Annotated in this window: 20 protein-coding genes and 1 pseudogene; 16 read left to right on the top strand and 5 right to left on the bottom strand. The window is 38.5% G+C overall.

What is annotated here, in order from left to right; all coding sequences use genetic code 11:
- Nucleotides 1–3 precede the first annotated feature (3 nt).
- From ACFFIX_RS02855 to ACFFIX_RS02800, 12 genes and pseudogenes are all read left to right on the top strand, one after another.
- Nucleotides 4–1,038: a glycoside hydrolase family 88/105 protein gene (locus ACFFIX_RS02855; RefSeq protein WP_378930275.1), complete on the top strand. Its 1,035-nt coding sequence runs from the start codon at nucleotides 4–6 to the stop codon at nucleotides 1,036–1,038.
- A 163-nt stretch (nucleotides 1,039–1,201) separates the two neighbouring features.
- Nucleotides 1,202–1,891, top strand: a complete 690-nt coding sequence (locus ACFFIX_RS02850; RefSeq protein WP_378930273.1) for a rhamnogalacturonan acetylesterase — start codon at nucleotides 1,202–1,204, stop codon at nucleotides 1,889–1,891.
- Between the two features lie 40 nt (nucleotides 1,892–1,931).
- Nucleotides 1,932–3,913 (top strand): annotated as a pseudogene (gene yesZ, locus ACFFIX_RS02845) (beta-galactosidase YesZ).
- Nucleotides 3,914–3,942: 29 nt separating this feature from the next.
- Complete coding sequence (locus ACFFIX_RS02840; protein ID WP_378930271.1) at nucleotides 3,943–5,322, top strand: family 4 glycosyl hydrolase; 1,380 nt, start codon at nucleotides 3,943–3,945, stop codon at nucleotides 5,320–5,322.
- Nucleotides 5,323–5,363: 41 nt separating this feature from the next.
- Nucleotides 5,364–6,467: a beta-galactosidase BglB gene (gene bglB, locus ACFFIX_RS02835; protein WP_378930269.1), complete on the top strand. Its 1,104-nt coding sequence runs from the start codon at nucleotides 5,364–5,366 to the stop codon at nucleotides 6,465–6,467.
- A gap of 16 nt (nucleotides 6,468–6,483) precedes the next feature.
- Nucleotides 6,484–6,798, top strand: coding sequence for an L-rhamnose mutarotase (rhaM, locus tag ACFFIX_RS02830; RefSeq protein WP_378930267.1), 315 nt, complete (start codon nucleotides 6,484–6,486; stop codon nucleotides 6,796–6,798).
- Between the two features lie 194 nt (nucleotides 6,799–6,992).
- Nucleotides 6,993–7,823: a 5-dehydro-4-deoxy-D-glucuronate isomerase gene (gene kduI / locus ACFFIX_RS02825; RefSeq protein ID WP_378930265.1), complete on the top strand. Its 831-nt coding sequence runs from the start codon at nucleotides 6,993–6,995 to the stop codon at nucleotides 7,821–7,823.
- A 28-nt stretch (nucleotides 7,824–7,851) separates the two neighbouring features.
- On the top strand, nucleotides 7,852–8,634 hold the full coding sequence (kduD, locus tag ACFFIX_RS02820) for a 2-dehydro-3-deoxy-D-gluconate 5-dehydrogenase KduD (protein WP_378930262.1): 783 nt from the start codon (nucleotides 7,852–7,854) through the stop codon (nucleotides 8,632–8,634).
- Between the two features lie 82 nt (nucleotides 8,635–8,716).
- Nucleotides 8,717–9,547 (top strand): sugar phosphate isomerase/epimerase family protein, encoded by an 831-nt coding sequence (locus ACFFIX_RS02815; RefSeq protein WP_378930378.1) that lies wholly within the window; start codon nucleotides 8,717–8,719, stop codon nucleotides 9,545–9,547.
- Between the two features lie 252 nt (nucleotides 9,548–9,799).
- A complete protein-coding gene (locus ACFFIX_RS02810) occupies nucleotides 9,800–11,281 on the top strand; it encodes a rhamnogalacturonan acetylesterase (protein WP_378930260.1) in 1,482 nt (493 codons plus the stop codon).
- A 50-nt stretch (nucleotides 11,282–11,331) separates the two neighbouring features.
- Entirely contained in the window at nucleotides 11,332–14,820 is a 3,489-nt protein-coding gene (locus ACFFIX_RS02805; protein WP_378930258.1) for a rhamnogalacturonan lyase family protein, read from the top strand.
- Nucleotides 14,821–15,251: 431 nt separating this feature from the next.
- Entirely contained in the window at nucleotides 15,252–16,868 is a 1,617-nt protein-coding gene (locus ACFFIX_RS02800) for an alkaline phosphatase D family protein (RefSeq protein ID WP_378930256.1), read from the top strand.
- Between the two features lie 594 nt (nucleotides 16,869–17,462).
- On the opposite strand, the gene ACFFIX_RS02795 is transcribed toward ACFFIX_RS02800, so the two are convergent.
- The 4 genes from ACFFIX_RS02795 to ACFFIX_RS02780 form a co-directional block, all read right to left on the bottom strand.
- Entirely contained in the window at nucleotides 17,463–18,710 is a 1,248-nt protein-coding gene (locus ACFFIX_RS02795; RefSeq protein ID WP_378930254.1) for a TolB family protein, read from the bottom strand.
- Between the two features lie 402 nt (nucleotides 18,711–19,112).
- On the bottom strand, nucleotides 19,113–19,862 hold the full coding sequence (gene tatC / locus ACFFIX_RS02790; RefSeq protein WP_378930252.1) for a twin-arginine translocase subunit TatC: 750 nt from the start codon (nucleotides 19,860–19,862) through the stop codon (nucleotides 19,113–19,115).
- 64 nt (nucleotides 19,863–19,926) lie between these two features.
- Nucleotides 19,927–20,106 carry a twin-arginine translocase TatA/TatE family subunit gene (locus tag ACFFIX_RS02785; RefSeq protein WP_378930250.1) on the bottom strand — a complete coding sequence of 60 codons (180 nt, stop codon included), beginning with the start codon at nucleotides 20,104–20,106 and terminating at the stop codon, nucleotides 19,927–19,929.
- Nucleotides 20,107–20,172: 66 nt separating this feature from the next.
- A complete protein-coding gene (locus tag ACFFIX_RS02780) occupies nucleotides 20,173–21,387 on the bottom strand; it encodes a metallophosphoesterase family protein (protein ID WP_378930248.1) in 1,215 nt (404 codons plus the stop codon).
- Between the two features lie 447 nt (nucleotides 21,388–21,834).
- Here ACFFIX_RS02780 and ACFFIX_RS02775 point away from each other — a divergent pair, with 447 nt between their 5' ends.
- The 4 genes from ACFFIX_RS02775 to ACFFIX_RS02760 all read left to right on the top strand — a co-directional run bounded on the left by ACFFIX_RS02775 (nucleotide 21,835) and on the right by ACFFIX_RS02760 (nucleotide 25,915).
- On the top strand, nucleotides 21,835–22,635 hold the full coding sequence (locus ACFFIX_RS02775) for a DeoR/GlpR family DNA-binding transcription regulator (RefSeq protein WP_378930246.1): 801 nt from the start codon (nucleotides 21,835–21,837) through the stop codon (nucleotides 22,633–22,635).
- Entirely contained in the window at nucleotides 22,625–23,641 is a 1,017-nt protein-coding gene (locus ACFFIX_RS02770; protein ID WP_378930244.1) for a histidinol phosphate phosphatase domain-containing protein, read from the top strand. The genes ACFFIX_RS02775 and ACFFIX_RS02770 overlap by 11 nt, the downstream gene beginning before the upstream one ends.
- A 48-nt stretch (nucleotides 23,642–23,689) precedes the next feature.
- Nucleotides 23,690–24,043, top strand: coding sequence for a nuclear transport factor 2 family protein (locus ACFFIX_RS02765; protein ID WP_378930242.1), 354 nt, complete (start codon nucleotides 23,690–23,692; stop codon nucleotides 24,041–24,043).
- A 627-nt stretch (nucleotides 24,044–24,670) separates the two neighbouring features.
- Nucleotides 24,671–25,915 (top strand): MFS transporter, encoded by a 1,245-nt coding sequence (locus ACFFIX_RS02760; RefSeq protein ID WP_378930376.1) that lies wholly within the window; start codon nucleotides 24,671–24,673, stop codon nucleotides 25,913–25,915.
- A gap of 80 nt (nucleotides 25,916–25,995) precedes the next feature.
- Here the strand turns inward: ACFFIX_RS02760 and ACFFIX_RS02755 are convergent, their stop codons facing one another.
- A complete protein-coding gene (locus tag ACFFIX_RS02755; protein WP_378930374.1) occupies nucleotides 25,996–26,514 on the bottom strand; it encodes a GNAT family N-acetyltransferase in 519 nt (172 codons plus the stop codon).
- Nucleotides 26,515–26,594: the final 80 nt, after the last annotated feature.

Below are 26,594 nucleotides of genomic sequence, written 5' to 3'. Positions count from 1 at the left end.
ACTATGCCAAAACTTGTATTTGAGGAAGAACACATTCGTACAGTCATTGATTGTGTTGTTAACCGGACCTTTCAAATGGATTTTACATGGGACTGGCCGGGAGGAGTTGCTTTCTATGGTGTTGCAGAGGCTTATGAGGCGACTGGAAAAAAGGAATATCTAGATTTGTTGAAAAAGTGGATGGATGAGAGATTAGAAGATGGAGTTCCAAAGTTGTCTGTAAATGGCGTATCAATCGGACACTCTCTTCTATCACTCTATCAAGCAACAGATGATGAGAAATACCTCGAAACAGCAGTGGAAATGGCGGATTTCTTAAGCAATGATGCAGAGCGTTTTGTGGACGGAATTCTGCAGCACACAGTTAATTCAACAACCTATATTTTTCATGAGCAGGCATGGGTCGACACGATGATGATGGCGGGCTTGTTCCTTCTCAGAATTGGAAAGATTTTAGGTAATGAAGAATACTTTGAAGATGGGTTAAAGCAATATCATGGTCATGAGGAATTGTTGCAGGACACTCGTTCGGACCTTTATTATCACGGCTGGGATAATGTTGCCGGAAGTCATATGTCTGGTGTGTTTTGGGCTCGGGGCAACGGATGGGCAGCATTAACAATGGCAAAAGCACTTGAACTCATTGATGTAACTCACCCGTCATTCATGGTCATCGACGGATCCTTAAGGGATCAACTGAGCTCCTTAGTGAGGCTTCAGTCAGAATCAGGGCTTTGGCATACAGTATTGACAGACAATTCATCCTATCTCGAGGTTTCCGGGTCCGCTGGAATTGCAGCTTCTCTCCTTTCAAGAGGATCGTTATACAACAGTCAAGTCCAAAAATCGATTGAAGCCATTCTCGAAAAAGTTAAAGAGGATGGCCGTGTAACAGGTGTTTCTGCTGGGACAGCTGTAATGAAAGATATTCAGGGATATAAATCCGTGCCTTATAAGCGGATTCATGGGTGGGGACAAGGACTTGCCCTTGTTTTTCTGGCTGATTTGTTGAAAGTAAATAGAAGAGTGTTCACTTAGGAACCTAGTGAGAATATGGATTCTTTCTCAACTGCTCTATATTTTTTTTTGGATGGATCATAACAAAATGGGTTGTAATGACAAGTATCGAATTGGGGTTGTCTTTCACTGCCTTTTTTTTATGGTGGGGCGAGAGTATTGTTGAAGAAAAGAGGTTTTGCAAATGAAAGAGACAAAAATATCTCAAGTTCAATTATTTCTGGCCGGTGATTCAACTATGGCAACTTGTCCTAGCCACGAAGCTCCCATGGCAGGTTGGGGACAGATGTTTCAATCATTTTTTACTGAAGATGTCCGAGTATTTAATGAGGCGATGGGGGGAAGAAGCTCAAACAGCTTTATTGAAGAAGGTAGGTTGAAGGTCATTCTTGAGAGAATAAAACCGGGGGATTACCTTTTCATCCAGTTTGGGCATAATGACCAGAAATCTTACGGAACACAGCCCTTTACTAGTTACCAATCTCATCTTGAACAATACATAACTGGGGCTTGGGTAGCGGGGGCCATTCCAGTCCTAATTACTTCAGTAAACAGGCGTAAGTTCAGTGAGGAAGGGAAACTTCAAAATACATTAGGAGATTATCCAGCAGCGATGACACAACTAGCAGAACAATTTAATGTGCCACTGATTGACTTATGGTCAAAAACAAAAACCCTATACGAATCTCTAGGCGCAAAGGGTTCCAAGCAGTTATTTGTTTGGTTTAACGAAGGAGAACATCCAAATTATCCACAGGGAATACAGGATGATACTCATTTTTGCGAGAAAGGTGCACGTGAGGTAGGTAAGCTTGTGATTGAAGGAATCAAAGAACTGGAACTCCCGTTGTCAGAATGCCTCAAAGCTAATTGAACTCTATGAAAATATGAGCAGGATGAAGGAGTAAGTAATGATGAACAAAAAGCTGTATCATGGTGCTGCATATTACCCTGAGCTTTGGGATGAAAGGGCCATAGTTCAAGATATTTATTTAATGAAGGAATCAGGAATTAATGTCGTAAGAATTGGTGAATTTGCCTGGTCAAAAATGGAACCGGCGGAAGGAAAAATCGATCTCACTTTTTTTGTAGAAATAATTGAAAGACTTTATAAAAGTGGAATCGAAACAGTCATGTGCACACCTACCCCAACACCGCCTATCTGGATGTCCCACGGTCACCCAGAACGTATGTATGTAGATGTGGATGGAAAGGTAATGGTGCATGGATCAAGGCAGCATATTTGTACAAATAATCCTTATTTTAGAAAAAAGGCCGCCATTATTACCGAGAGTATTGCAAAGTCGCTTGGGAGAATGCCTGGTGTTATTAGCTGGCAGCTCGATAATGAGTTTAAATGCCATGTGGCCGAGTGTATGTGTGAGAACTGTAATAGTTTATGGCATCAATGGCTGGAAGAAAAGTATGGCACAATCGATAAGCTAAATAAAGCTTGGGGAACAGAGATTTGGAGTGAATACTACCATAGCTTTAAACAGGTTCCTCAGCCGGGCCCTGCTCCGTTTTTACATAATTCGTCGTTAAAAACCATGTACCAGACCTTTTCGATGGAGAAAATAGCAGAATTTGCAGATGAGCAGGCGGCCATTATCCGTAAATACTCGGACGCACCAATTACACATAACAGCACAATCATGTTTTCAGTGGATAATGAGCGTCTCTTCGAAAATCTTGATTTCGCCTCCTTTGACACATATGCAACTTCTGATAATTTTCCAATTTATTTGTTCAATTGCGATTTGTGGAGAAATTTTAAAACAGGTAAAGACTTTTGGATCATGGAGACGAGCACGTCCTATAGCGCTTCTCTTGAAAGCTATGCAACTCCACATCCAAATGGATATTTAAAGGCAGAAGCAGTTGCAGCCTATTCGTTGGGGGGCAAGGATTCTGCTACTGGCTGTGGCGGCAGCAAAGAGCTGGATGTGAGCAGCCTCATGGGTCAGTTATTAGTGCTTGGGGTAAACCGACGATCGGATTTCAGAATGTGCTGGAGGTAGAGCGAGCGAGAAAAGACATTGAATCAATTATTACTAGTTCAATTCCATCTCAAGCTGAAGTCGCCATCACCTATTCAGACAGGGCTAAAGTATTCATGAAAACTGAACCTCTTAAGGATCTGAATTATAAAGATTTAATACAACACTTTTACAAGCAGGTTTTAGCTACAGGAACACATCGTGATCTTATTCCAGAAGGAGCAGAATTGGACGGTTATAAGCTTTTGTTCACACCGTTTATGCATTATTTATCTGCCGAGTATATTAACCGAGCCAAGGCATTTGTTGAAAATGGAGGAACTTGGATTGTAGGTCCAATTTCTGGAGGACGAACAGAGCATCATACCATTCATACTGATGCAGCATTAGGAGAACTCGAAGAATTTGCTGGAGTCGAAACACTATTTACATTCCCAATTGAAGAAACAGGTTCTGTTGGAAAGGCTTTTGATGTTTCCGCCCCGTTAGGCTTATGGAGTTCAGTGTTTGAACCGAAAGAGGCTACGACGGTTGGTGTCATAAGCGGCGGTCTCACCCCTGGTAAAGCATTCATTACCGAATATCAACGCGGGAAAGGGAAAATTGTAATGCTCGGCTCCTTGCCGATGGGTACAGAAGGAGAGATTATGCTCCGGGAACTTATTCTCAACTATTCGAAGGATGCTGGGGTAAAGCTTTCGCTAGCTACATCAGAAGGAATAGTTGTTGCTCCAAGGGAAAAGGACGGACGCTGCTTCTATTGTTTAGTCAATATGGATGGAAAAGACGGTAGTGTTACGATTCCAGAAGAAGCCATTGATCTTTTAACTCAAGCTAAAGTTCCGAAAGGACAACTTAATCTAGGAAGTTATGAATATCGAATCATCCAATACTAGTTATTAGAAAAAACTAGGAGGCAGCGAAAATGAGCAAACATGACCGTTTAGTTGAAAATATTAAAATAGCTTATATAGGTGGTGGATCTCAGGGCTGGGCTAGGAGGTTGATGAGTGACCTCGCATTAGAACCAAGAATTTCTGGGACCGTTTCTCTCTATGATTTGAATTTAAAGGCTGCTCAAACGAACGAAAAGATTGGCAATTTAATGTCACGTCAGAAAGAAGCAACAGGCAGATGGGACTATAAAGCGGTCGAAACAATTGAAGAAGCGTTGTCAGATTCAGATTTTGTCATCATTTCAATTCTCCCTGGTTCTCTTGAAGAAATGGCAAGGGACGTCCACCTCCCTGAAAAATATGGGATATATCAATCGGTAGGGGATACAGTTGGCCCGGGAGGCATTAGCAGGGCGCTAAGAACAATCCCGTTGTATGTAGAAATTGCTGAAAGAATAAAAGAGCATTCACCAGAGGCTTGGGTCATCAATTATACAAATCCGATGAGTCTATGCACAAGGACACTTTACGAAGTCTTTCCAGAAATTAAGGCTTTCGGCTGCTGTCATGAGGTTTTTGAAACACAGCATTTATTGGCAGATATGGTTCGGGAAATGCTTGATATAGAAGTGGTTTGCCGTAAAGACATTAAAGTCAGCGTATCGGGTATTAACCATTTTACATGGATTAGCAAAGCAACTTATAAACAGTTCGATTTAATGCCTTTATATAAGCAATTTGTTGAAAAGTATCAAGATACGGGATTTGAAAAAGAAGCAGGAAATTGGAGAAATAGTGTGTTTAACTCCTGCAATCGGGTTAAATTTGATCTATTCAAGAAATATGGAATGATTGCTGCTGCAGGGGATCGTCACCTAGCCGAGTTCATGCCCCCAATTTATTTAAGTGATCCTGAAACTGTTGAAAAATGGAAGTTTCATTTAACTTCTGTTGATTTTCGAAAAAAAGATCAAGAAAAGAAAAGGGAAGAAAACCAGAAGATCTTTAATGGAGAGCTGGATGTGACAGTAGAACCTTCTGGAGAAGAGGGGGTAGATGTTCTCCTGGCCCTTTTGGGATTAGAGGATTTAGTAACAAACGTTAACATTCCAAATCAAGGACAGATTCCGAACTTGCCGAAAGGCGCGATTGTAGAGACTAACGCTCTTATCCGCAGAGATAGTGTACAGCCAACTTTAACTGATGAACTGCCTCTCGATATCACGAACATGGTTCAAAGGCATGTTCTTAACCAAGAAGCAGTGTTGCAGGCCGCTTTAAATAAAGAAAAGACGTTGGCACTTAATGCTTTTGTCAATGACCCTTTGGTAGCGGCGATTCCTCGTAATAAAGCAGAGGCTTTATTTGAAGAGCTTGTCTTGAGTACAAAAGCATTCCAGTTGGGATGAGTTAGGCGAACCATTCGTTGAAAATATGGGGGGGTTGAAAAATGGTTCAGGAGCAAGTAGTGATCGAAAAAAAGGAAGTTTTAAACTATATTAATCTATTAATGGATAGTCTATCAACTATTAAGGATAACACAGGGGAGTTTTTACTAAACTTCGATGGGTTAATTGTAGATGACAAGAGCTGGAATGTCTGGAACTGGCCCCAAGGTGTTGGTTTATATGGAATCTATAAATATTATCAGCTGACTCGAGATCCAAAGGCAATTGCTATTATTACAGATTGGTTTAAAGCGCGATTTGAAGAGGGAATTCCACCGAAGAATGTAAACACAATGGCCCCTTTATTGACATTGGCTTTCCTGTATGAGGACACGAACGACAGAACCTTTTTGCCTTACCTAGAGGATTGGGCAGAATGGGTCATGCGTGATATGCCGAGAACAAAAGAAGATGGGCTGCAGCACATGACGTACGGGCCTGAAAATAAAGACCAGCTTTGGGACGATACATTGATGATGACTGTACTACCATTAGCTAAAATAGGGAAGCTCTTAAACAAGCATGAGTACTTGGAGGAAGCTAAAAAGCAATTCTTGATCCACATAAACTATTTAAGTGACCGAAAAACAGGCTTGTGGTTCCATGGATGGACGTTTGAGGGAAATCATAACTACGCTGAAGCACTTTGGGGAAGAGGAAATTGTTGGATAACCATTGCAATTCCAGAGATCATTGAAATTCTTGAATTAAAAGAAGGAGATTTCCTTAGAGAATTCCTTATTAACACATTGAATAGGCAGGTTGATGCGTTAGCAAAGTATCAAGATCAAAGTGGGTTATGGCATACGGTGATTAATGATGAAAGCTCATACCTTGAAACTTCAGCCTCCGCAGGGTTTGCATACGGAATCTTAAAGGGTGTCCATAAAGGCTATATATACCAAGAATATAAGGAAGTAGCATACAAAGCGATTCATGGAATTATTAGGGAAATTGACGCAAAAGGGGTACTACAGAAGGTCTCGGTCGGTACAGGTATGGGAGATACAATGGATTTTTATAAGGAAATTAAGCTTACGACGATGCCATATGGTCAGTCCTTGGCAGTTCTCTGCCTAGCTGAATTCTTGCATGACTATAACTAAATAAGGAGAAGGAAAAATGATTAGAAAAGCTTCTGTTATGTATGTGAACAAAGACAGCTATGCTGAGTACAAAAAATGTCATGACGATATTTGGCCTGAAATGATTGAGGAATTAAAAGTGCACGGTGCTAATAACTATTCTATCTTCTTGGAAAAGGAAACGGGGAAACTGTTCTCATATCTTGAGATTGAAAGTGAAGAAAAATGGCAGCAAATGGCTGAAACAGCGATTTGCAAAAAATGGTGGAAGTATATGGAGCCGCTTATGAAGACTAATCCAGATAATAGTCCCGTTTCAATTAAATTGGAAGAAGTGTTTTATATTAAATAGTGGTTTTTTTGTAAGTTATTGAATTTTCCATATAGAAAATCAGTTGGTGTGGGTGGAAATCTTAAAGCTCCTGCTAAAATGGGAAATTACCAGAAGATACCTGAATATGCCCAGTTTACAGACAATGCCCCAGGTAATATTGTGCGCTAGGTGTTTCGTGTGAAAAAATTTAAATTATAAGGGAGAAGTGAAAAATGGAAACTCGCTACGCTCACCATCCAGAAGATATGAAAAAATACACAACAAATGAATTAAGAAGAGAATTTCTCGTCGAAACACTATTTGAACCAGGCCAGGTCCACTTGACCTATACACATGTTGACAGAATGATTTTCGGAGGAGTTACTCCAGCTGAAGAAGAATTAACCATCAAGCTTGATAAGCAATTGGGTGTAGAGTATTTCCTTGAGCGTCGTGAGCTAGGAATTATCAATATTGGCGGAGAAGGTTTGGTAGTCCTTGATGGCACAGAATATAGGATGGAAATGCGAGATGGCCTCTATGTTGGAAGGGGAAATAGGGAAGTTTTATTTCGCTCCAAGGATGCTAGCAATCCAGCCAAGTTTTATATCAATTCCACTCCTGCACACCATACGTATCCAACAGTGAAAATTGATATTAAGAAAATCGACCCTCTTCATATGGGAGCTCCTGGAACATTAAATGAGCGAAAAATTTATCAATATGTCCATCCAAATATTTGCGAGAGCTGCCAGCTACAAATGGGCTTGACCATGCTTGCTCCGGGAAGCGTTTGGAACACGATGCCTTGTCATACTCATGAACGCCGGATGGAAGTCTACCTTTACTTTGATATGGAACCTGAAACCCGAGTTTTCCACTTCATGGGTAAGCCTGACGAAACAAGACATCTAGTCATGAAAAATGAACAAGCAGCTATTTCGCCAAGCTGGTCCATCCACACAGGAACTGCCACAAGCAACTACACTTTTATTTGGGGTATGTGCGGAGAAAACATCACGTATGGTGATATGGACTATATCAAGATGGAAGAATTGCGATAAAAACAACGTTTTTTGGAGGTTTAATGGAATGACCAACGATCTAAACTCATTTTCACTGAATTACTTTAGTTTGGCCGGACAAGTCGCAATCGTTACTGGAGGTAATAAAGGATTGGGGCAAAGCTATGCTGTTGCACTCGCAAAAGCAGGTGCAGACCTCTTTGTTGTAGCAAGAAGCGAGGATTGGGAAGAAACAAGACAATTAATCCAAGAAACGGGACGTAGGGTTGAGTTTTTCCAAGCGGACCTTAGCGATAGAAAAGCAGTTAAACAAGTGGCAGCAGAGTGTCTGAAAGTATACGGAAAAATTAATATACTTGTTAATAATGCAGGCACCATCCGCCGTGCTCCGCTATTGGAATACAAAGAGGAAGACTGGGATGCGGTATTAGAAGTCAATTTAAACTCGCTGTACCTTCTAAGTCAGGAGGTTGCAAAGGTGATGGTTGAACAAAAGAGTGGAAAGATCATCAATATTGCTTCAATGCTCTCTTTTCAGGGCGGGAAATTTGTGCCTTCATACACGGCAAGTAAGCATGCCGTGGCTGGTCTTACAAAAGCCTTCGCAAACGAGCTGGCTGAGCATAATATCCAAATCAATGCAATAGCCCCTGGCTATATTGCAACGGCGAACACTGCGCCTATTCGCGCAGACGAAAAACGTAACGCAGAAATCCTCTCACGCATTCCTGCGGGCCGCTGGGCAGATCCGGCAGACCTAATGGGTGTGGTCGTATTCTTATCAAGTAAAGCCTCAGATTATATGAATGGACATATTTTAGCCATCGATGGCGGTTGGTTAGCAAGATAAACCTACTTGAAAATTTGTTAGTAAAAAAACCGTACCAAGAATGTGATGGTACGGTTTTAACTTTATTAAATAATGGAAGGTGATAAAAGTGAATCTAGGAATAAGAGCGCATGATATTGAAAATCGACCATTGGAAGAGCTCGTGAATGAAATTTCATTTAAAGGACTAACTTCCGTACAGCTCGCTTTAAGTAAATCTTTCCCGACCATTTCTCCTGAGGCAGGAAGTCTCTCTCCTGGATTGGCCTACCATATAGGCAGCGCGTTTCAGAGGAAGGGTATCCAGATTGCAGTATTGGGTTGCTATATTAATATGATTCATCCGGATAAAGCCGAACGGATTAAAGGTTTGGATAGGTTCAAGGAACATATCAGATATGCGAGAGATTTTGGCTGTAGCATAGTTGGAACCGAAACTGGCAACGTGAATGCAGAAATTACTTTTACTGTTGAAAATTTTGAGGAAAAACCTTTTTTCGAAGTAGTGGAAAGTGTGAAGGAGCTTGTCGCCGAAGCAGAAAAATTTGGAGTAATAGTAGGGATTGAGGCCGGTGTGAATCATCCTATCTATTCATCAAAAAGAATGAAAAGGCTCCTAGATAGTGTGGATTCAAACAACCTTCAAGTTATATTTGATCCAGTCAATTTATTGACAGTTGATACTTACAATAATCAAGAAGAAATTTTTAGAGAAGCAATTGAGTTATTCGGTGACAGAATTGTTATCCTCCATGCCAAAGACTTTGTTGTTGAGGATAAAACATTAAAGCCGGTTCCAGTTGGTAAAGGATTGTTAGACTACGATGCACTTCTAGGCTTAATTAAAACAAGAAAACCATTTATTAATATAGTAATGGAGGATACGAGGGAACCTTTTATTGATGAGAGTATTGCTTTTTTGAGAGAGAAATAGTAAAAGTTCTACCAATTCAGCCCTTTATCTAAAGGGCCTTTTTACTGTTATTTGAACAAAGATAACTGTTTTTTAACTAAGTAATTATCAGAATATATTATACAATTGTAAGTGCTTTCATTTTAAAAGGAGGTGAAAAGCTGGGACTGCATCTTAGAACAGACAGAAGAATCATTAAGAAGAAGGGAATGGTACTTATTGGTTACAAAGAGTAAGGGTAAATTTAGAAGAATTAATTCATTACTTCTTAGTTTGTTTTTGGTTATATGCAGTATTCCTATTTCACCACAAGGGGCAAGTGCTGAAGAAGATGCGAATCTAATAAAAAGGTTCGATTTTGGCACAACGGAAAGTTCTGTTATGGAAGGATACACCCAAGTCACTCCTGAAACAGCTTACACAGAGGAGTTGAAGTACGGATTTGCTGATTCAACGAAGGTTACAGCAACTGACAGGAGTACTTCTGATCCTATAAAATCCGACTTTGTCTCGGCTATCGGAACTAGCTTCAATGTTGATCTCGAACCCGGAAACTACTCAATTGCAATAATAGCTGGGGATGATACTGAACAAACAAATATAGGAATTAAGGCTGAAAATATTCAGAAGATTCAGGATATTGTTGTTGCCAAAGGTGAATTCATTGAGCGCACTTTCGATATCGCGTTAGTGGAAGATCAGTTAAAGATCGAACTAACAGGGAGTGCTCCGAAAATTAATGCCCTAGTGATTACTAAACTTCCAGAACAGAATGCTGGAGAAATTTCAAGTGTGTATATTGCAGGTGATTCTACTGTACAAACATATGATGAATATTGGAAGCCTGAAGCTGGCTGGGGACAAATGATTTCTCGCTTTTTCAGTACGGATGTTACATTTGAAAATAACGCAATCGGGGGAAGAAGCACAAAGTCATTTATTAATGAAGGCAGACTGGATGCTATTTTAAGAGAAATCAAACCAAATGATTATCTCCTCGTTCAATTTGGCCACAATGATGCGACCATTAGCAACCCAGATAGATATGCATCGGTTCCAGATTATAAAAATTATTTAAAGACTTATATTAATGGAGTCCGTCAACGAGGCGCAACGCCAATCCTTGTAACGCCAGTCGGAAGACGTGACTTTAACGCGCAGACAGGGAAATTCAATGTTAGTTTCCCAGAGTATGTAAAGGGCATGAAGGAAGTAGCGCAGGAAATGGACGTGGACTTAGTTGATCTAAGCACTCTTAGTGTAGCTTACTATGACTCTATCGGACCAGAGGGGACTCTATCAGTATTCCTCCATACAGCACCAGGTATCTATCAGGCTTTCCCTAATGGATCGCAGGATAATACCCATTTTCAGGAGTATGGTGCGATTCAGCTAGGACGATTAGTATCTGGTGGTATAAAGGATTTGGATATTCCGCTGTCAGCATATGTCCAGGATATTGAAGTACCTTCAAAAGTACCGAGCAAGCCAACTGGCGTCACCGCAAGCGGCATTAGTAATGCAGGTGCTCAATTGAATTGGGAAAAAGAAGAAGGAGCGGATATCTATAAAATCTATAGAAAGCTTTCAACAGACAGTGAGTATTCATTAATAGGAACATCGACTCTGCCAAGTTTCAACATAACTGGTATGGAAGAAGCCCAAACATACCATGTTGTTGTTTCTGCTGTTAACGGAAAAGGTGAATCCGAGTACTCAGAAGTTGTTACGATTACGACAAAAAAGCAACATTGAAGTTCGACTTTGGCCTTGCTGGTAATCCCATTGAAGGAGGGTATACAGGAGTGAACCTTTCTACTCTTTATACACCTGAAAGAGGGCATGGTATCGTCGATGCAACAGGGATGATTGGACGTGACCGTGGAACTGGTGGGAATCTACTCCGTGACTGGCTGGGCTATTTTAATGTTGGTTGGAAATTTAATGTAGATCTACCTAACGGGCTGTACTCAGTTAAAATATATGTAGGTGATTTTACTGGAAGTGCAAGAACGACAATACAGGTTGAAGGCCAGGATTACGGCCAAGTTTCAGCTCCAAGAAACAATTACACATCCAAAGTTGTACCACAGGTTTCAGTGAAGGATGGGCAAATGAATTTTGCATTCGCTGGTTCAACAGGAATCGTAAATGGACTTGAAATTACGCCGATTTTGTCCGCACCTTCAGAACTGAAGGTAACGAACCTGTCACTAGATCCTGATCAACCTGTTGTTTCGATTACATGGAAACCGGTTGAAGAAGCAGTAAACTATAACGTCTATCGTAAAACAGAAGGAGCAGCTGAGTTTGTAAAGGTTGGCAACACAACTTCCAATACTTTTACAGATAAAACTGTTGATGTTGGAATGGAATATGAGTATACAGTCACAACAGTTGATAATGCAAAAGTGGAAACAGTTCCTTCCCTTCCACTTATCGTTTCAATGATTGACCCTGATCAACCTGCTCCGAACGCACCAACGAATTTAGTGGTCGGAAAAGTAAACAAGAATGATCTTACAATCAGCTGGGATAAAACTGAAAGTGTTGTATCGTACAATATATACCGCTCAAAAAAGCAAAATGGTACCTACGATTTTATCGGGAAAACAAAACAGACTTCCTACAAGGATGAAACAGTTTTGACGACGATTCCTTATTTTTATAAAGTGGCAGCGGTAAATGCTGGGGGCGTTTCCACACTTTCAGAAAGTCTGGAAACGCCAGCTGTTACGGTTTTAAAGAAGCAGATGGAGGATATTAACCGTGCGCCAGCTGCTATCAAAACCGCTGGCGGAGTTCTTGTCAGCTGGAGAATGCTTGGAACCGACCCAGAGAACATCAGCTTTAATGTGTATAGAGATGGGATAAAAGCCAATGGTGAACCAGTTACAAAAAGCACCACTTTCGAAGACAAGGATGGAAAAGCAGACTCTGTTTATGAAATTCAGTCAGTGATCGATGGTAAAGAAAAGAAAGTACAAAATAACATTAAAGTGCTTAGCAACAACTACTTGGATATTCCACTCCAAAAACCGAAGGACGGTGTAACGCCACTTGGTGAACCATACTCCTACAGGGCAAATGATGCCAGCGTTGGGGATTTGGACGGTGATGGAGAATACGAATTGATACTGAAGTGGGACCCAACGAATTCAAAGGATAATTCTCAGGCTGGCTATACAGGAAATGTATACGTAGATGCCTATGAAATGGATGGTACGCTCATGTGGCGCATTGACCTTGGGAAAAACATCCGTGCGGGTGCCCATTATTCGCCGTTCTTGGTTTATGATTTTGATGGTGACAGCAAAGCAGAGATTGCCTTTAAAACAGCAGATGGAACGATAGATGGTCAAAGGAATGTCATTGGTAGGGCAGATGCTGATCATCGAAACAGCACCGGTTATGTTCTACAAGGCTCAGAATTTTTAACGGTGTTTGAAGGGGCAACCGGAAAGGAACTTGTTACAACCGAATATGAACCGCAACGTGGGGATGTTTCTTCATGGGGTGATGCATATGGTAACCGGGTAGACCGTTTTCTAGCAACCGTAGCATATTTGGATGGTGAGCATCCAAGCATTGTTATGGCGCGCGGCTATTACACAAGAACAGTACTAACTGCTTTTAACTTTAAAGACGGGAAACTGTCGAAGTTATGGACATTTGATTCAAATCAGGAAGAGTACAGAGATTATGCCGGTCAGGGTTATCATAGTCTAAGCGTGGCAGACGTTGATAAAGATGGTAAAGATGAAATTGTTTATGGCCAAATCGTTATTGACGATGATGGAAAAGGACTTTATAACACGGGATTAGGTCACGGTGATGCCTTGCATGTAAGTGACCTTGTTCCAGACAGACCAGGTCTTGAAGTATTTGCTGTACAAGAACACAAGGATGCTGAATACGGCTACGATATGCGTGATGCAGAAACTGGTGAAATTATTTGGGGAGTTAAAACAGGTCAGGATACTGGCAGAGGACTTGCCGCTGATATTGATCCAAGATATAGCGGAGCTGAAGCCTGGGCCATTTCAGGTGAATGGAACAGTAAAATTGGCGGACTTCATTCCTCTAAAGGTGAAAAAATTTCGGAAAGCATTCCTTCCTCCAATTTCGCGATTTGGTGGGATGGTGACCTACTTCGGGAACTGGTTGACCATAATTGGGAGGCAGAAAAAACAACAGGGGTAGGAACGATAGACAAATGGGATTATAAAAATAATAAATTAGAGAACCTGCTAACAGCAAAAGGTACTCTTTCCAGCAATGGAACAAAAGGAAATCCGGTCTTGCAGGCTGACTTGTTTGGGGATTGGCGTGAAGAAATTATCTGGAGAACAGATGACAGCAATGCATTAAGAGTCTACATGACCACCGAAGATACGGATCATCGCATATATACGCTGATGCACGACCCTCAATACAGAATGTCGATTGCTTGGCAAAATGTCGGCTATAATCAGCCACCGCATCCAAGCTATTTCTTAGGGGAGGGTATGTCAAAACCTTCTGCACCTAGTATTGATGTGGTTAAACGAGCAGATGTTACCGCACCTGAAACGATTCATGAAATTGATGGTGAAAAGAACAACGACTGGTACCGTGAACCCGTCAAGGTTAATTTTACTGCGGATGATAGCAATTCTGGAGTAGAAGCAACGTATTATACGCTAAATAATGAGGAAGTAAAAACAGGTAACTCTGTTACGATTGAGAAGGATGGAAAGCATTCTCTGACCTATTGGAGTAAGGACAAAGTAGGAAATGAAGAGGCGAAAAAGACTATTAAAATCAATCTTGACCAAACAGCTCCTGAGATTACTTTTTCTGTAAAAGATGGAACAGAATTTGGAGTAAATCAGCTTGTAACTATTTCTTCTAAAGCTGAAGATAAACTATCCAGAGTAGATTCCTCAACAAACGTGGAAATCTCAAAACGGGCCTACCAGCTTAGCTTAGGGGCTAATTCTTTTTCCGCCAACGCGGCTGATTTGGCTGGCAACAGTTCCGAGGAAACGATCAGTGTTATGATAACAGTTAATTATGACAGCCTTGGTGAATTAACAGGGCAGTTCCTGAAAGAAAGCGGGGCTGAAGATAAACTACAACCCTTCATTTCCAAACTAACTGCTGCAAAAGACTCAGAGGCGAAAGGAAATATAAAAGTAAGAAATGGACAGCTCGGCGCCTATGTGAACCAAGTAAAAGCTCAAAGTGGCAAAGCTTTAACAGAGGAGCAGGGGCAAGTTTTAATTGAATTGGTACAATCTTTAATGGAATAAAAGTAATTTAGAACGAACTTACCTCATCTATGTTTGGCACAATTAAGGGGAACGTCTCGAAATTACAGTCCGCAATACCACTTATTTCAAGAGAAGATGTTTGCGTATTATGCAAGCATCTTTTTTTGAGATTTCTATTCAAGGTAAATTTCAAGTATGAGGGTGAAAGGTGTACTGAATTTTATAAAGTCGACGATAAACTATTCATTACTTTTGCAGGTGATCGGCAAGCTATGGGTAAGTTGCCCTAACAACTTTGAGACTTGATGAAACAAAATTCCCATTTAAGGCTAATCTATCAATCTTTGTTCTTAAGGATAGGTATAAGACTAACTTACCATTTTGTCTATTTACAAAACTTTCACAATAGCGTTACAAATATTAAATAATTCTTGTCTAACATGTTAGTTGAATACAGAGGAGGGCTAAAAATGAAAGATTCTAACCAAAGTTCAGAAAAGTTTGATCGCAGAAGTTTTTTAAAGAAATCAGGAAAAGGCGTAGGGATTGCGCTTGGTGCTTCAATTATCAATACATTCCCAGTGAATTTCGCATCCGCACAGTCTAACAAGTTATCGTATCCTTTTACTCTAGGAGTAGCATCAGGTGATCCATTGCCAGATGGTGTGGTTTTATGGACAAGGCTTGCACCAGATCCACTAAACGGAGGCGGTATGCCTTCCCATCCTTATCCAGTACAATGGGAAATTTCCATCGATGAAGATTTTAAAAAAGTCGTCAAAAGAGGAACAGAGGTTTCGAAGCCTCAGCTTGGTCATTCTGTGCATGTTGAGGTAGATGGTCTAACACCTTCAACATGGTATTACTATCGTTTTAAGTCACGCTCTGAAATCAGCCCTGTAGGCCGAACTAAGACAACACCTGCCTTTGATAGTCATGTAGATGAACTGGTATTTGCGTTTGCTTCTTGCCAAAATTGGCCAACCGGGTATTACACAGCTTATCAACATATGGCAAAAGATGACCTGGATTTGGTTATCCATTTAGGGGACTATATTTATGAAGGTAGACATAACTCTAGCGGTGTACGGCCAATTGATAAGGATTTTCCTGAAATTTACACGATTGACGATTATCGCAACCGTTATGCTTTATATAAGTTAGACAGTGATCTCCAAGCTGCCCATGCCAATTTCCCATGGCTTGTTACGTTAGATGATCATGAAGTGGATAATAACTGGGCGGGAGATCTTCCCCAAGACCCGAATAAGCAGTCTAAAGAAGATTTCCTAAAGCGAAGAGCTGTTGCTTTTCAAGCATATTACGAACATATGCCGTTACGCCGTTCTTCCTATCCAAATAGTAGCAGTATGCAAATATACAGACGGACAACTTATGGTAATTTAGTTGATTTTAATCTTCTTGACACTCGTCAGTACAGAGATGACCAAGCTGATGGAGATGGTTGGGGACCTCCAACTCCTGAATCTATGGATCCTTCTAGAACTATACTCGGTGAAAAGCAGGAGAATTGGTTATTAGATGGTCTGGTTGCATCCAGTACAAAATGGAAGGTTCTTGCACAACAAGTATTTTTCGCTCGACGAGATTATGGATTTGGTCCCGATGCTGAACGATATGGAATGGATTCGTGGGATGGCTACCCTGCTGCACGCCAACGAATTGTCGATCATATAAGTGAGAACAACATTTCGAATACTGTTGTACTAACAGGTGATGTTCACTCAAGTTGGGCAAATGAAGTAAAAACAAACTTTGATGATAGTAACTCCAAGAATGTTGCAGTTGAGTTTGTCGGAACGTCCATTACCTCTGGTGGTGACGGATCTGACCAAAGAGATGATACAGCACAAATTCTTCAAGAAAATCCACATATTAAATTCTTTAGTAACCAACGTGGTTATGTTCGTTGCAAATTAACCCAACAAAAATGGCAAACGGACTATATGGTTGTTCCATTTGTATCTAAACCAGGTGCACCAATAGAAACACGTACTTCATTCATTGTGGAAGATGGAAAATCAAGTTTGCAGCAAGTAGGGAAAGAGGTAGCTACTCCAGTTTAATAATTGATTTATCAATATCTTTTTAATTACTAGTACTCTGTCATTTTTTATTAATCATTTTTTAAAGTCAGGAATTCCTTAAAATTTACAGATGGGTTTCTTATGAAAATGGTGCAGTTAAATTAATTGAAGGTTTAGGTTTTACACTGAACAACAACAACCTACAATGATTAAAGAGGGAAAATTACTCGATTAACGATGAGCAGCACTGAATAAATGAGTCATAGTTAAAAGGCATTGTTAAAAGTAATAATGCCTTTTTTGCTATTATTATTTTAGAATGGAGCATGACCATGTGGATATTAATAGAAGTTTTGGTACGAATATTACTGGAACAAGTACAGACGCTAAAAACATTACAATAGACATTTTAAAGAAATATTATTTAATAGCAGAGTAAAGGCAGGGAATTTATTTATAAATATAATTTTAAAATATAAGATGGGACCTAAATGAGTGAATAGAACAATATTGATTAGGGAATTCAACGAGTGTATGCTTTTCGAACTTGAAGATTTAAAATCCCTATCTTTCTCTATTGGAACTATCACCTGAAAAACAATTGATTTAGTAAAGTAGGTAATTGAATCTATCCTAACGGCTATATATAGAATACCCGCCAACATTTTCAATCAAGTTTGTAGCATGTTTCCCATCCAAATCAGCGATCCATAAATCACCTGATTCTGATGCGATATCTGTTTTTCTTATCCACGAAATTTTATTAATTTTCGGAAAGTAGTCAGGTTCATAATCACCAACACCTTCTAGCGGTGTCGTTACTTTTGTAGTTTTGTTCTTCGTGATGTCTATTGAATATAAAGAAGGTTTTGGTCGTTTATTCGAATCATTTGACCAATCGCTTTCCTTCACCCTTGAAACAATAACTGACTGATCATTTAGCCAGGTAAATCCCAACTCTGCAAAGTTTGGAGGTGTAAGTTTTAAAGACTTAAAACTAGGCAGTTCTGTAATCTTCATATCCTTATTTTTAAACCCAAATACAATTCTCCCGCCTCCAGCGATATATCCTAAAAGATTTTTTTGAAAGGCCCATTTAGGGTTGTCCAAATGAAGGATAACTTCGTCTACCACTTCAAAATCTTTACCATCCATAGAGATAACACACAATATGTTGCTATCCATCGACCATGAAGCGGTTGGACTAACGATAAAGGATATCCATTTCTGATCAGGTGAAAACTCAAAAGAACTTGCGTAGATAGAAAGAATTTTCACATCCCCTTTTGACAATTCATTTGGGATAACAAAGAATGATTTTGCATTTTTTGTTTTATCGATATGCTTTTTAAAATCGTTTAATGAAATTTTATAAAGGATCGGATTTGTCCAGCCATCTGGCTTTTTGGTCGATCCAGTCGAAGCAATAAAGCCTTTACCATCTGGCATCCAATTATAATCAGCCACCCCTGATGCAGCATCAAAGTAACGGTTCAAGTCTGAAACATGTAATCCGCCTTCCATTTGAAAAGCAAGGATGTTTTCGTTAGGAGACCATTTAGGATTGTTGCCGCTGTAGTTAATCTTTCGATGTTCTTTTGAATCAATGTTATAAACCCATAACCCTAAGTGGACCTGTTCGTCACCTTCTACAAGACCTTCTTTTTGATAAGATATCCACTTGCCATCATAGGACCATTGTGGAGGATAGGAAGCTGCGACATCTGTAATTTTTTCTTCGGTCCCGTTGATCTTTGTCCATAAGAATCCTTCTCTTATGAAAGCTACCTTAAATTGATTATTTATTGCTTCGGCCTTAATTAAAACCGGAAAAGCTAGGATAATAAAAGCTAAAATAATTATTAAATATCTTTTGTGCATTTCTCTCACATCCATTTCTTATGTGTCCTTATTATCGGCAACGGTGAATGTGATTATGAAAACCTTTAAACAACTTGTAGCATAGCAACTCGATATACCCATATACTACTGAAGAACTTAGGAGGATGTAATGTCAAACAAGTCGCTTGTCTTTACAGATGGGGGATCTGCAGGGCATGTTACACCCCCTTTGCATCTGTCCCAGTGATCGTTGCAGCAAATCACTATGTACACCTATTTTTATTCATGAAAGTGATATGACACCAGGATTAGCAAATAGAATCTCGCAGAAATTTGCTACGAAAATTTTCACTTCCTTTGAAGAGGCCGTGAAGAATTTTCATAAAAACAATACGAAAAGACTGCAGGCATTTATGAATACCTGCAGTCTTTTCGTATTGTTTATGATGTTTTTTTCAATGGGAAAATATTATCATCTGATTGATTTTTGATTTTTTTTCGATATACGATTTTGGATAATGTGATACTAAATTCATATAAAACGAATAGTGGTACGATAACCAATATATCTGAAATTATATCAGGTGGAGTTATAAAAATAGCTATAAGGGTCAGTAAAAAATAAGACATCTTTCTAGCTTTTGAAAGAAGCAGCGGATTAATGATACCAATTGAGGTAAGAAACATGACAATTAGTGGAATTTCAAATAATATTCCAAACGGCAGTGTTAAGTTAATCATGAATTTGGAATACTTTTCGGCCGTAAACATGGTTTCAAACTGCCCTTTAGCTAAGGATAATAAAAAGTTAAGTACAATTGGATACACAACAAAATACCCAAATGATAGTCCTGTTATAAACAAAGTAAACAATCCAGGAATGTAGGCTAATGTTGTTTTTCGTTCTTTTTCAGTTAGTGCTGGTTTTACAAATAACCACGCTTGATAAGCAGCAATTGGAATGGTCAGTGCAATCGCAATCACTCCTGAAATCATAAAATATACCCAAAGGATTTCACTCGGTCCTAATAATGCTAAATCACGATTGAGATCACGGATAAGCCACTCGTAAATTTCCTGCACATAAATGAATGATCCAAATAAAAAAATGATAAAAGCGAGTAATGTAAAAATTAGCCGTTTCCTTAATTCCCCAAGGTGATAAACAAAAGTTAACTCTTTATTTTTCATATAAGGTTCTCCCATTATAAATTAAGAGGAAGATGTAAACACGGAGTTCACATCTTCGACACTCTTACTTAGAATGACCATTATCTTCTTTTTCGTCTGACATTAATTCCTTTGCTGAGCTTTTAAATTCTCTTAATGTATTACCAAATGCACGCCCAATTTCAGGTAACTTAGATGGTCCAAATACGATGAGAGCAATGATTAAAATTAGAATTAAACCAGGTACGCCTATATTTTGTAACATGTTGTTTCCTCCATAATTATTGTTTTTTTATCATAGGGATTGGTAAGAAATATAACCTTTATTTTATTAACTTTTTACCAGTTTTTCTTTATTTTCATTATTTAATGGTAAAGGATTCATACTTTGATCATTCGCTGTTAAATCAATTCCATAGTCCTTAGCGAAAACCATATGTGTTTCAACAAGTACACCCTCCTTATTTTCATCTAAATTAAATACTCTCGCTCCACGTAGTCTATTTCTATCAGCACCAGAAAGACCGTACGTACCGAAACCAGTGTTACCAGCATACCCAAGCAGAATTCCATAATAGTTGCCACAATAGGTGTTTATATGATCATGTCCGCAGAAAACTCCTTTAACGTCTCCTCTTTCTAACATAGCTGAAAACAAACCACTGTTTACCGGTCCTGGACATTCATCTTCATTTCGTTCTCCTACTATATTATGCTTTGCAGCTGCAAGATTATGGTTTGTCACTGTTCTACCATCTACACTTCCGTACCACATAAAACGATGTTCCCATAGAGGGATATGAATGAACACGAGTGAAGGTACTTTATAACCGTTTTGCTTCTCCAGTTTTTTTGACTGCTCATAATACCAATTAACTTGATTAAAACGAAGCCAGTCCCAAGTAGGATATCCTTTAAAATCTTGCCCAGCTATTTGTGCTGGAGCATATCTTCCACTATCAAGAAGCCAAAGATTAAACGCTGCTTTTTTGCCTTTTGATTGTCTAATGATGAGGTTCATGTTTCCTGTTCCAGTAAGACCCTTTTCTCCAGGTTCGTTCATATTATATTTGTACTTCATATAGAACTTCAGCATGTCACTCTCATCCATCCCACTCTTGGATGTAGAGTCTTCATCATGATTTCCAAACGTAACCGCCCATTTAATCCCTCTTTTTTCCATTGGTTGAGCTACATTATTTAGGGCTTGTTTCATCTCTAATTCCGTATCACAGCCTCCTGTAATATTGTCACCGTTTAGAACAACAAAATCCGGCTTCTCTGAGTCAAGAACTTTCTCCATAAGTTCAAGTGTTCTACGATCAATTCGTTCATCATCTTGAGTATCATTAAATTGTACGACTTTAAACTTTCCATCTGAGTTGAAGTTAAGCTTAGCATCTTCATTATTTTCAGCATGTACAGTATTAGTAAATAAATCTCCTGGCAATCCAGTAGTCGCAAGCGTTAAAGCGAGTGTACTCATGCCTCCTATTTTTATAAAACTCCTTCTGTCTAACCCTTTGTTTGGATCCTGATTACTCATTAAAAAAACCTCCAATTTTTTATATATAATTGATAGAGCTTAACAATAGATAGGGGTAATAGTAAGGGAGAAAACTTGAAGTTATGCAATGCAAACATTCATTAATTAAAATTGAGATGATGCGACTATTCCCGTTAGCTACATTTTGATCATAGTATAAAAATATTGATAGATTATTAATCATGCGAGAAAGGTAAGTAAAGAAAACAAAGAAATAGCAGAAAACAAAAAAACCAAAGAAAACGACACAAATAGCCTTCCTAAGAGAAAATACTTAGATTTTATAGGAGAAAAGATAGATGAAAAGGTTGTTTTTTGCTTTTGTTTTACTTTTCATTTTTGTTTAATTTACAAAAGTTAATATTTTCGTAGTCTTTATTTTATATTCAGATCTTATACTAGATTGAAACAAAACAAATCAAAACTGTGGATGCTTGGGAGGACTATATGAGTAAGTCTTTAATTACAGAAAGGTATCGAGCAATAATAAGAGAACTTGAGATAAAAAATAAAATTAGTGTAGTAGATTTAGCAACAAAATTAAACGTAACACCTGAAACGATTCGAAAAGATTTAAGTGCGCTTGAAGATAAAAAGAAATTACGGAGAATCCATGGTGGTGCTATTCAATATTTTGGGTTGATTAAAGAGCCTCATTTTAATAAAAAAGTCAGCATTTCTCATAATCAAAAAAAATCGATAGGAGAAGTTGCCGCATCTTTCATTATGAATGGTGAAACAGTTGTACTAGATGTGGGATCTACAACCTTGCATATTGCATATTCGATTAAAAATGTGAAAAATGTCACGATTGTAACCAACTCTTTAGCGGTAGCCGAAATATTAAATAATAAATTAGAAAATCAATTATTTGATGGAAAAGTAATTGTACTTGGAGGTACGACTAATCCGCTGCAGCGTTCAATCAGTGGATCAATAACCAATCTTTTATTAGAACACTTTTATTTTGATAAAGCTTTTATTTCATGTGGAGGAATCAACAGGGATGGAATATGTGATTTCAATATTGATGAAGCAGCTGCATCTACTATTATGATGAAGAGATCGAAACAAGTTTATGTTGTTGCTGACTCTTCCAAAATTAATCAGAGGGCTTTTTTTCATATAGGGTCATTCTCATCAATTGATTGTGTCATTACTGATCAAGAAATGCCCTTAGATTGGTCTAAAGATGCTTTGCTTAGGGGCCTAGATTGGATAAAAGCAGGTGACATGAATGAGAATTGATTACCATGTACATCTTGAAGAAGGTCCTTATTCATTTAGATGGTTAGAAAAAACCTATCATAACCTTCTTCAAGGACAACCATCAACAGAAAATAAGCATTCTAAACAATGGCTCAGTGAATCATTACAAAGGTTGACAGAAAGAGTGACAAAAGGTGCATACAATCCCCTTTGGCTTGATCTATATCTAGAGAATGCGAAAAAGAAAGGAATAAAAGAAATAGGGATTGTTGATCATCTGTATCGCTTTACAGATTGTAGAAAGTACTTCGAAAAAAATATTTTGCTCGATGGAAGTCGGATCGGAACGATACAAAAACAATGGTTAGATCTTGTTATGACAGAAAGTATGGATCACTTTGTAGAAGCGATTTCAAATAGTAAAGAAAAATGGGCAAAGCATGGCGTACAATTAAAAGTAGGAATAGAAGCTGATTATTTTGAAGATGGTGAAGACGAATTATCTGAATTGCTTAGTAAGCATAATTGGGATTTTATTAATGGGTCTGTTCATTTTGTTAATGGATGGGGATTCGATAATCCTCAAACGAAAGATGAATTTGAAAAATATGATTTAAATGCATTATATGAAAACTTCTTTAGAATAGTTGAAAAAGCAACAAGAAGCGGTTTGTTTGATTTTATTTCTCACTTGGATAATTTAAAAGTCTTCAGATACCGTCCTAATGAAGATAAATTGTTACCCCTTTATAAAAAGATAGTAAAAGCTTTAAAAGAAATGGATGTAGCGACAGAGGTTAATGCAGGCTTATATTACCGTTTCCCGGCAAAAGAAATGTGTCCAAGTGAAACATTTCTAAATTTGTTAATTGAGGGAAATGTTCCATTACTGATTTCCTCTGATGCACATTTCCCAGAGGATTTAGGTGCTTTTATAAATGAAAATATAGAGATGTTGTATCAAAAAGGGGTGAGGCAAATAGCTACCTTCGAAAAAAGAAAACGTATAATGATGCCACTGAGGAATTATAGTCTAAATAATTAGTCACTTTGCTTTCAAACATAGATATGAAAATAAAAAGGAGAGTATTAAATGCAAGAAACAACTTCATTAAAAGACCTTTTACAACGCTTAGAGGAAAAGCTATTAAAACCTGAAGTCCGTTCCTCTATCACCGATTTAGAAGAACTACTTTCCGATGAATTTTTGGAATTTGGTAGCTCTGGAAATATCTATACAAAACAAGATTGCCTCAATGGATTGGCTCTTTCTAAAATGACTCTTCATGATTTTGAACTAAAGCAGCTGTCTGAGGACACAGTGTTAACGACGTATCGTATTTTTAACGAAACCAGAGAACTCCATACTTTGAGAAGCTCAATCTGGAAGTTGACTAGTGGAAAGTGGCAAATGTTTTTTCATCAAGGGACACCTACTAAGGGATAAAGTCGCTAACATAAGATCACTTAAATTCTAATAAACTATATACAAATATTAGAAATAAGTGATACTATAAGAAAAATTAAACGCGATGAAGAGAAGAGTAGGTAAGCTAATTATCTCAAAGAGAGCTCCGGTAGCTGAGAAGGAGTGATAATGGTTTATTGAACCAAGCCTCAGAGCAGCACATCGGAACCTTTGGGGGATGGTGTGACAGGAGCTCCTGTTATAGAGCTAATGTATACGCAATGCATTTGTTCTTTCGTACAGGATCAAGTTCTTGTACATGGATAAGCGCTGCGACATCCAGCTACAGCGCCTAGCCCCGACGCACAGGACGTGCTAGTGCAGTCAATGCGACAGGACGTCGCGTTTTTGACTGCCTCGAGGTCATAAGCCAATTATAAATTGAAGGGAAAACCACCTTCTATTTATAATCGTCTTATGCTTGTCGGGTCTGACCAAGGCGCCTCCGCTTTTGAACGTTGCCGTACTTAATAAGGTTAATAGAGTGATCTATTAACAAACTGGGGTGGTACCACGATTTATAAAATCTCGTCCCCAAGACGTTTGTCTTGGGGGTGGGATTTTTTTTATTGGGCAAAAAATTGATGAGGAGGAATTGCAATGGATATAAAAAAAATAGCAGAGTCATGGAAGTATCCTTCTATTTTATTATTTGGTATAGGTATTTCAAATATTGGAGCATGGATCTATTTTATTGCGTTAAATTTAATTGTTTTTAATATGACTGGGTCAGCTTTTGCTGTTGCGCTCCTCTATATAATTCGGCCCTTGGCTACTTTGGTAACAAATTTTTGGGGTGGTAGTGTGATTGACCGCCTCAATAAAAAATATTTTATGATCGTTCTTGATACCATTCAAGCAGTGCTCATAGGTAGTTTAGCTATTGTTTCTTCTTCCTTATCGATGATTTACCTGCTTGTCTTTTTGATCAGCATGGCTACTTCTCTCTATCGTCCTACTTCAATAACATATCTAACAAAATTAATTCCAACTGAACAAAGACAAAGATTTAATTCTTTACGAAGTTTAATTGATTCTGGAGCTTTCTTTATAGGGCCTGCTGTTACCGGGTTACTATTTGTAATCGGTACACCTACAACTGCTATTATAATTAACGCGATCGCTTTTCTCTTTTCAGCACTTGTAACACTGCTGATGCCGAATCTCGAAAAAAATGGGACTTCTGATACACCAATTAAAAAACTATCTTTCAAACTATTAAAGCAAGATTGGAAAGTAGTTCTAAAATTTAGTCGTCAGCATTTGTATGTAATGACCATTTATTTTTTGTTTAGTGCGTTTATTGTCATGCAGACAGCTTTGGATTCACTTGAAGCAGCATTTTCAAAAGAAATACTATCTTTATCTGATAGTGATTACGGTTTTCTCGTAAGTGTTGCGGGTGCAGGGATTTTGGTAGGAGCGATGATTAATACACTGTTTGCGAAAAAGTTATCTATCTCTCATCTAATTGGTTTGGGTTCCGTAATTGTTTCAGTGGGCTACATCATCTATGCTTTTTCAGATGGTTTTTTGATTGCATCAGTTGGATTTTTTGTCCTATCATGTGCTAATGCATTCGCAAACACTGGGTTTACTACCTTTTATCAAAATAACATACCTGTAGAAGTGATGGGGCGGGTAGGAAGTGCTTATGGACTTGTTGAAGCATTTTTAGTAATTGTTGTGACAGCTGTCTTTGGGATATTAGCGCAACTAGTTTCGATTCAGTTTGTTGTGATTGGCGGAGCATTTATTATGCTGGGATTGACGATTGTTTTGTTTACATTCAATTTTCGATCAATAAAACCTATAAATATAGAGGTTAAAGGATTAGAGACATTTGAGTAAAAAAAGATGAGATTTTACTTGAAATGGAGTGAAAATTTGTTGAACTGCCTTGAATAAACAAGGCAGTTAGATTAGTCAGTCTACAGAGTTTTATAATAAAGGACTGTTGTATGTAGTTCCCCATTAGCTGATTTAGCGAAAAAAGGGATTCGCCCAGCTTCCACAAAACCAATTTTTTGGTACAGTAAATTCGATGAGTCACCTTCTCTTGTATCAAGAACTATAAGAGTTCTTTTTTCTTGGTTTGCTCTTTCTTCAATTTTTTCCATTAACGATCGCCCAATCCCATTACGTCTAAAATGAGGATGTGTCATTAATTTTGCTACTTCGGCTCTATGGCTTCCATTCTCTTTGGTGGATAGATGCAGCTGGACACTGCCAACTATCTCGTTGTTTAATTTAGCAATATATAAAATCACTTCGGGTTTTAAAAGTGTGTGCCAATAGTTTTCTGCCTCCGGTAGCTTCATAGGAGGTAGAAATCCAATAGATGCTCCGTCTTCAACGACCCTTACTAATAGTTCTGAAAGTGAAGTTATATGTTCTCCAATTGAGGTTATTTCTTCGACTTTTAGCTCATTTAACAATAAAAACACCATCCATCCTAATATGATCATAAGTATTTCGATTAAAGAGTACTAAATTCCTTTTCTAGTAAAAATTCAACATAAAGTTAGTC

Origin of the sequence: Metabacillus herbersteinensis, assembly GCF_042433335.1 — a bacterium.
Classification (GTDB): Bacteria; Bacillota; Bacilli; order Bacillales; family Bacillaceae; genus Metabacillus; species Metabacillus herbersteinensis.
The sequence above is the reverse complement of the archived record's forward strand: the minus strand, read 5'-3'. Positions and strand labels throughout refer to the sequence as shown.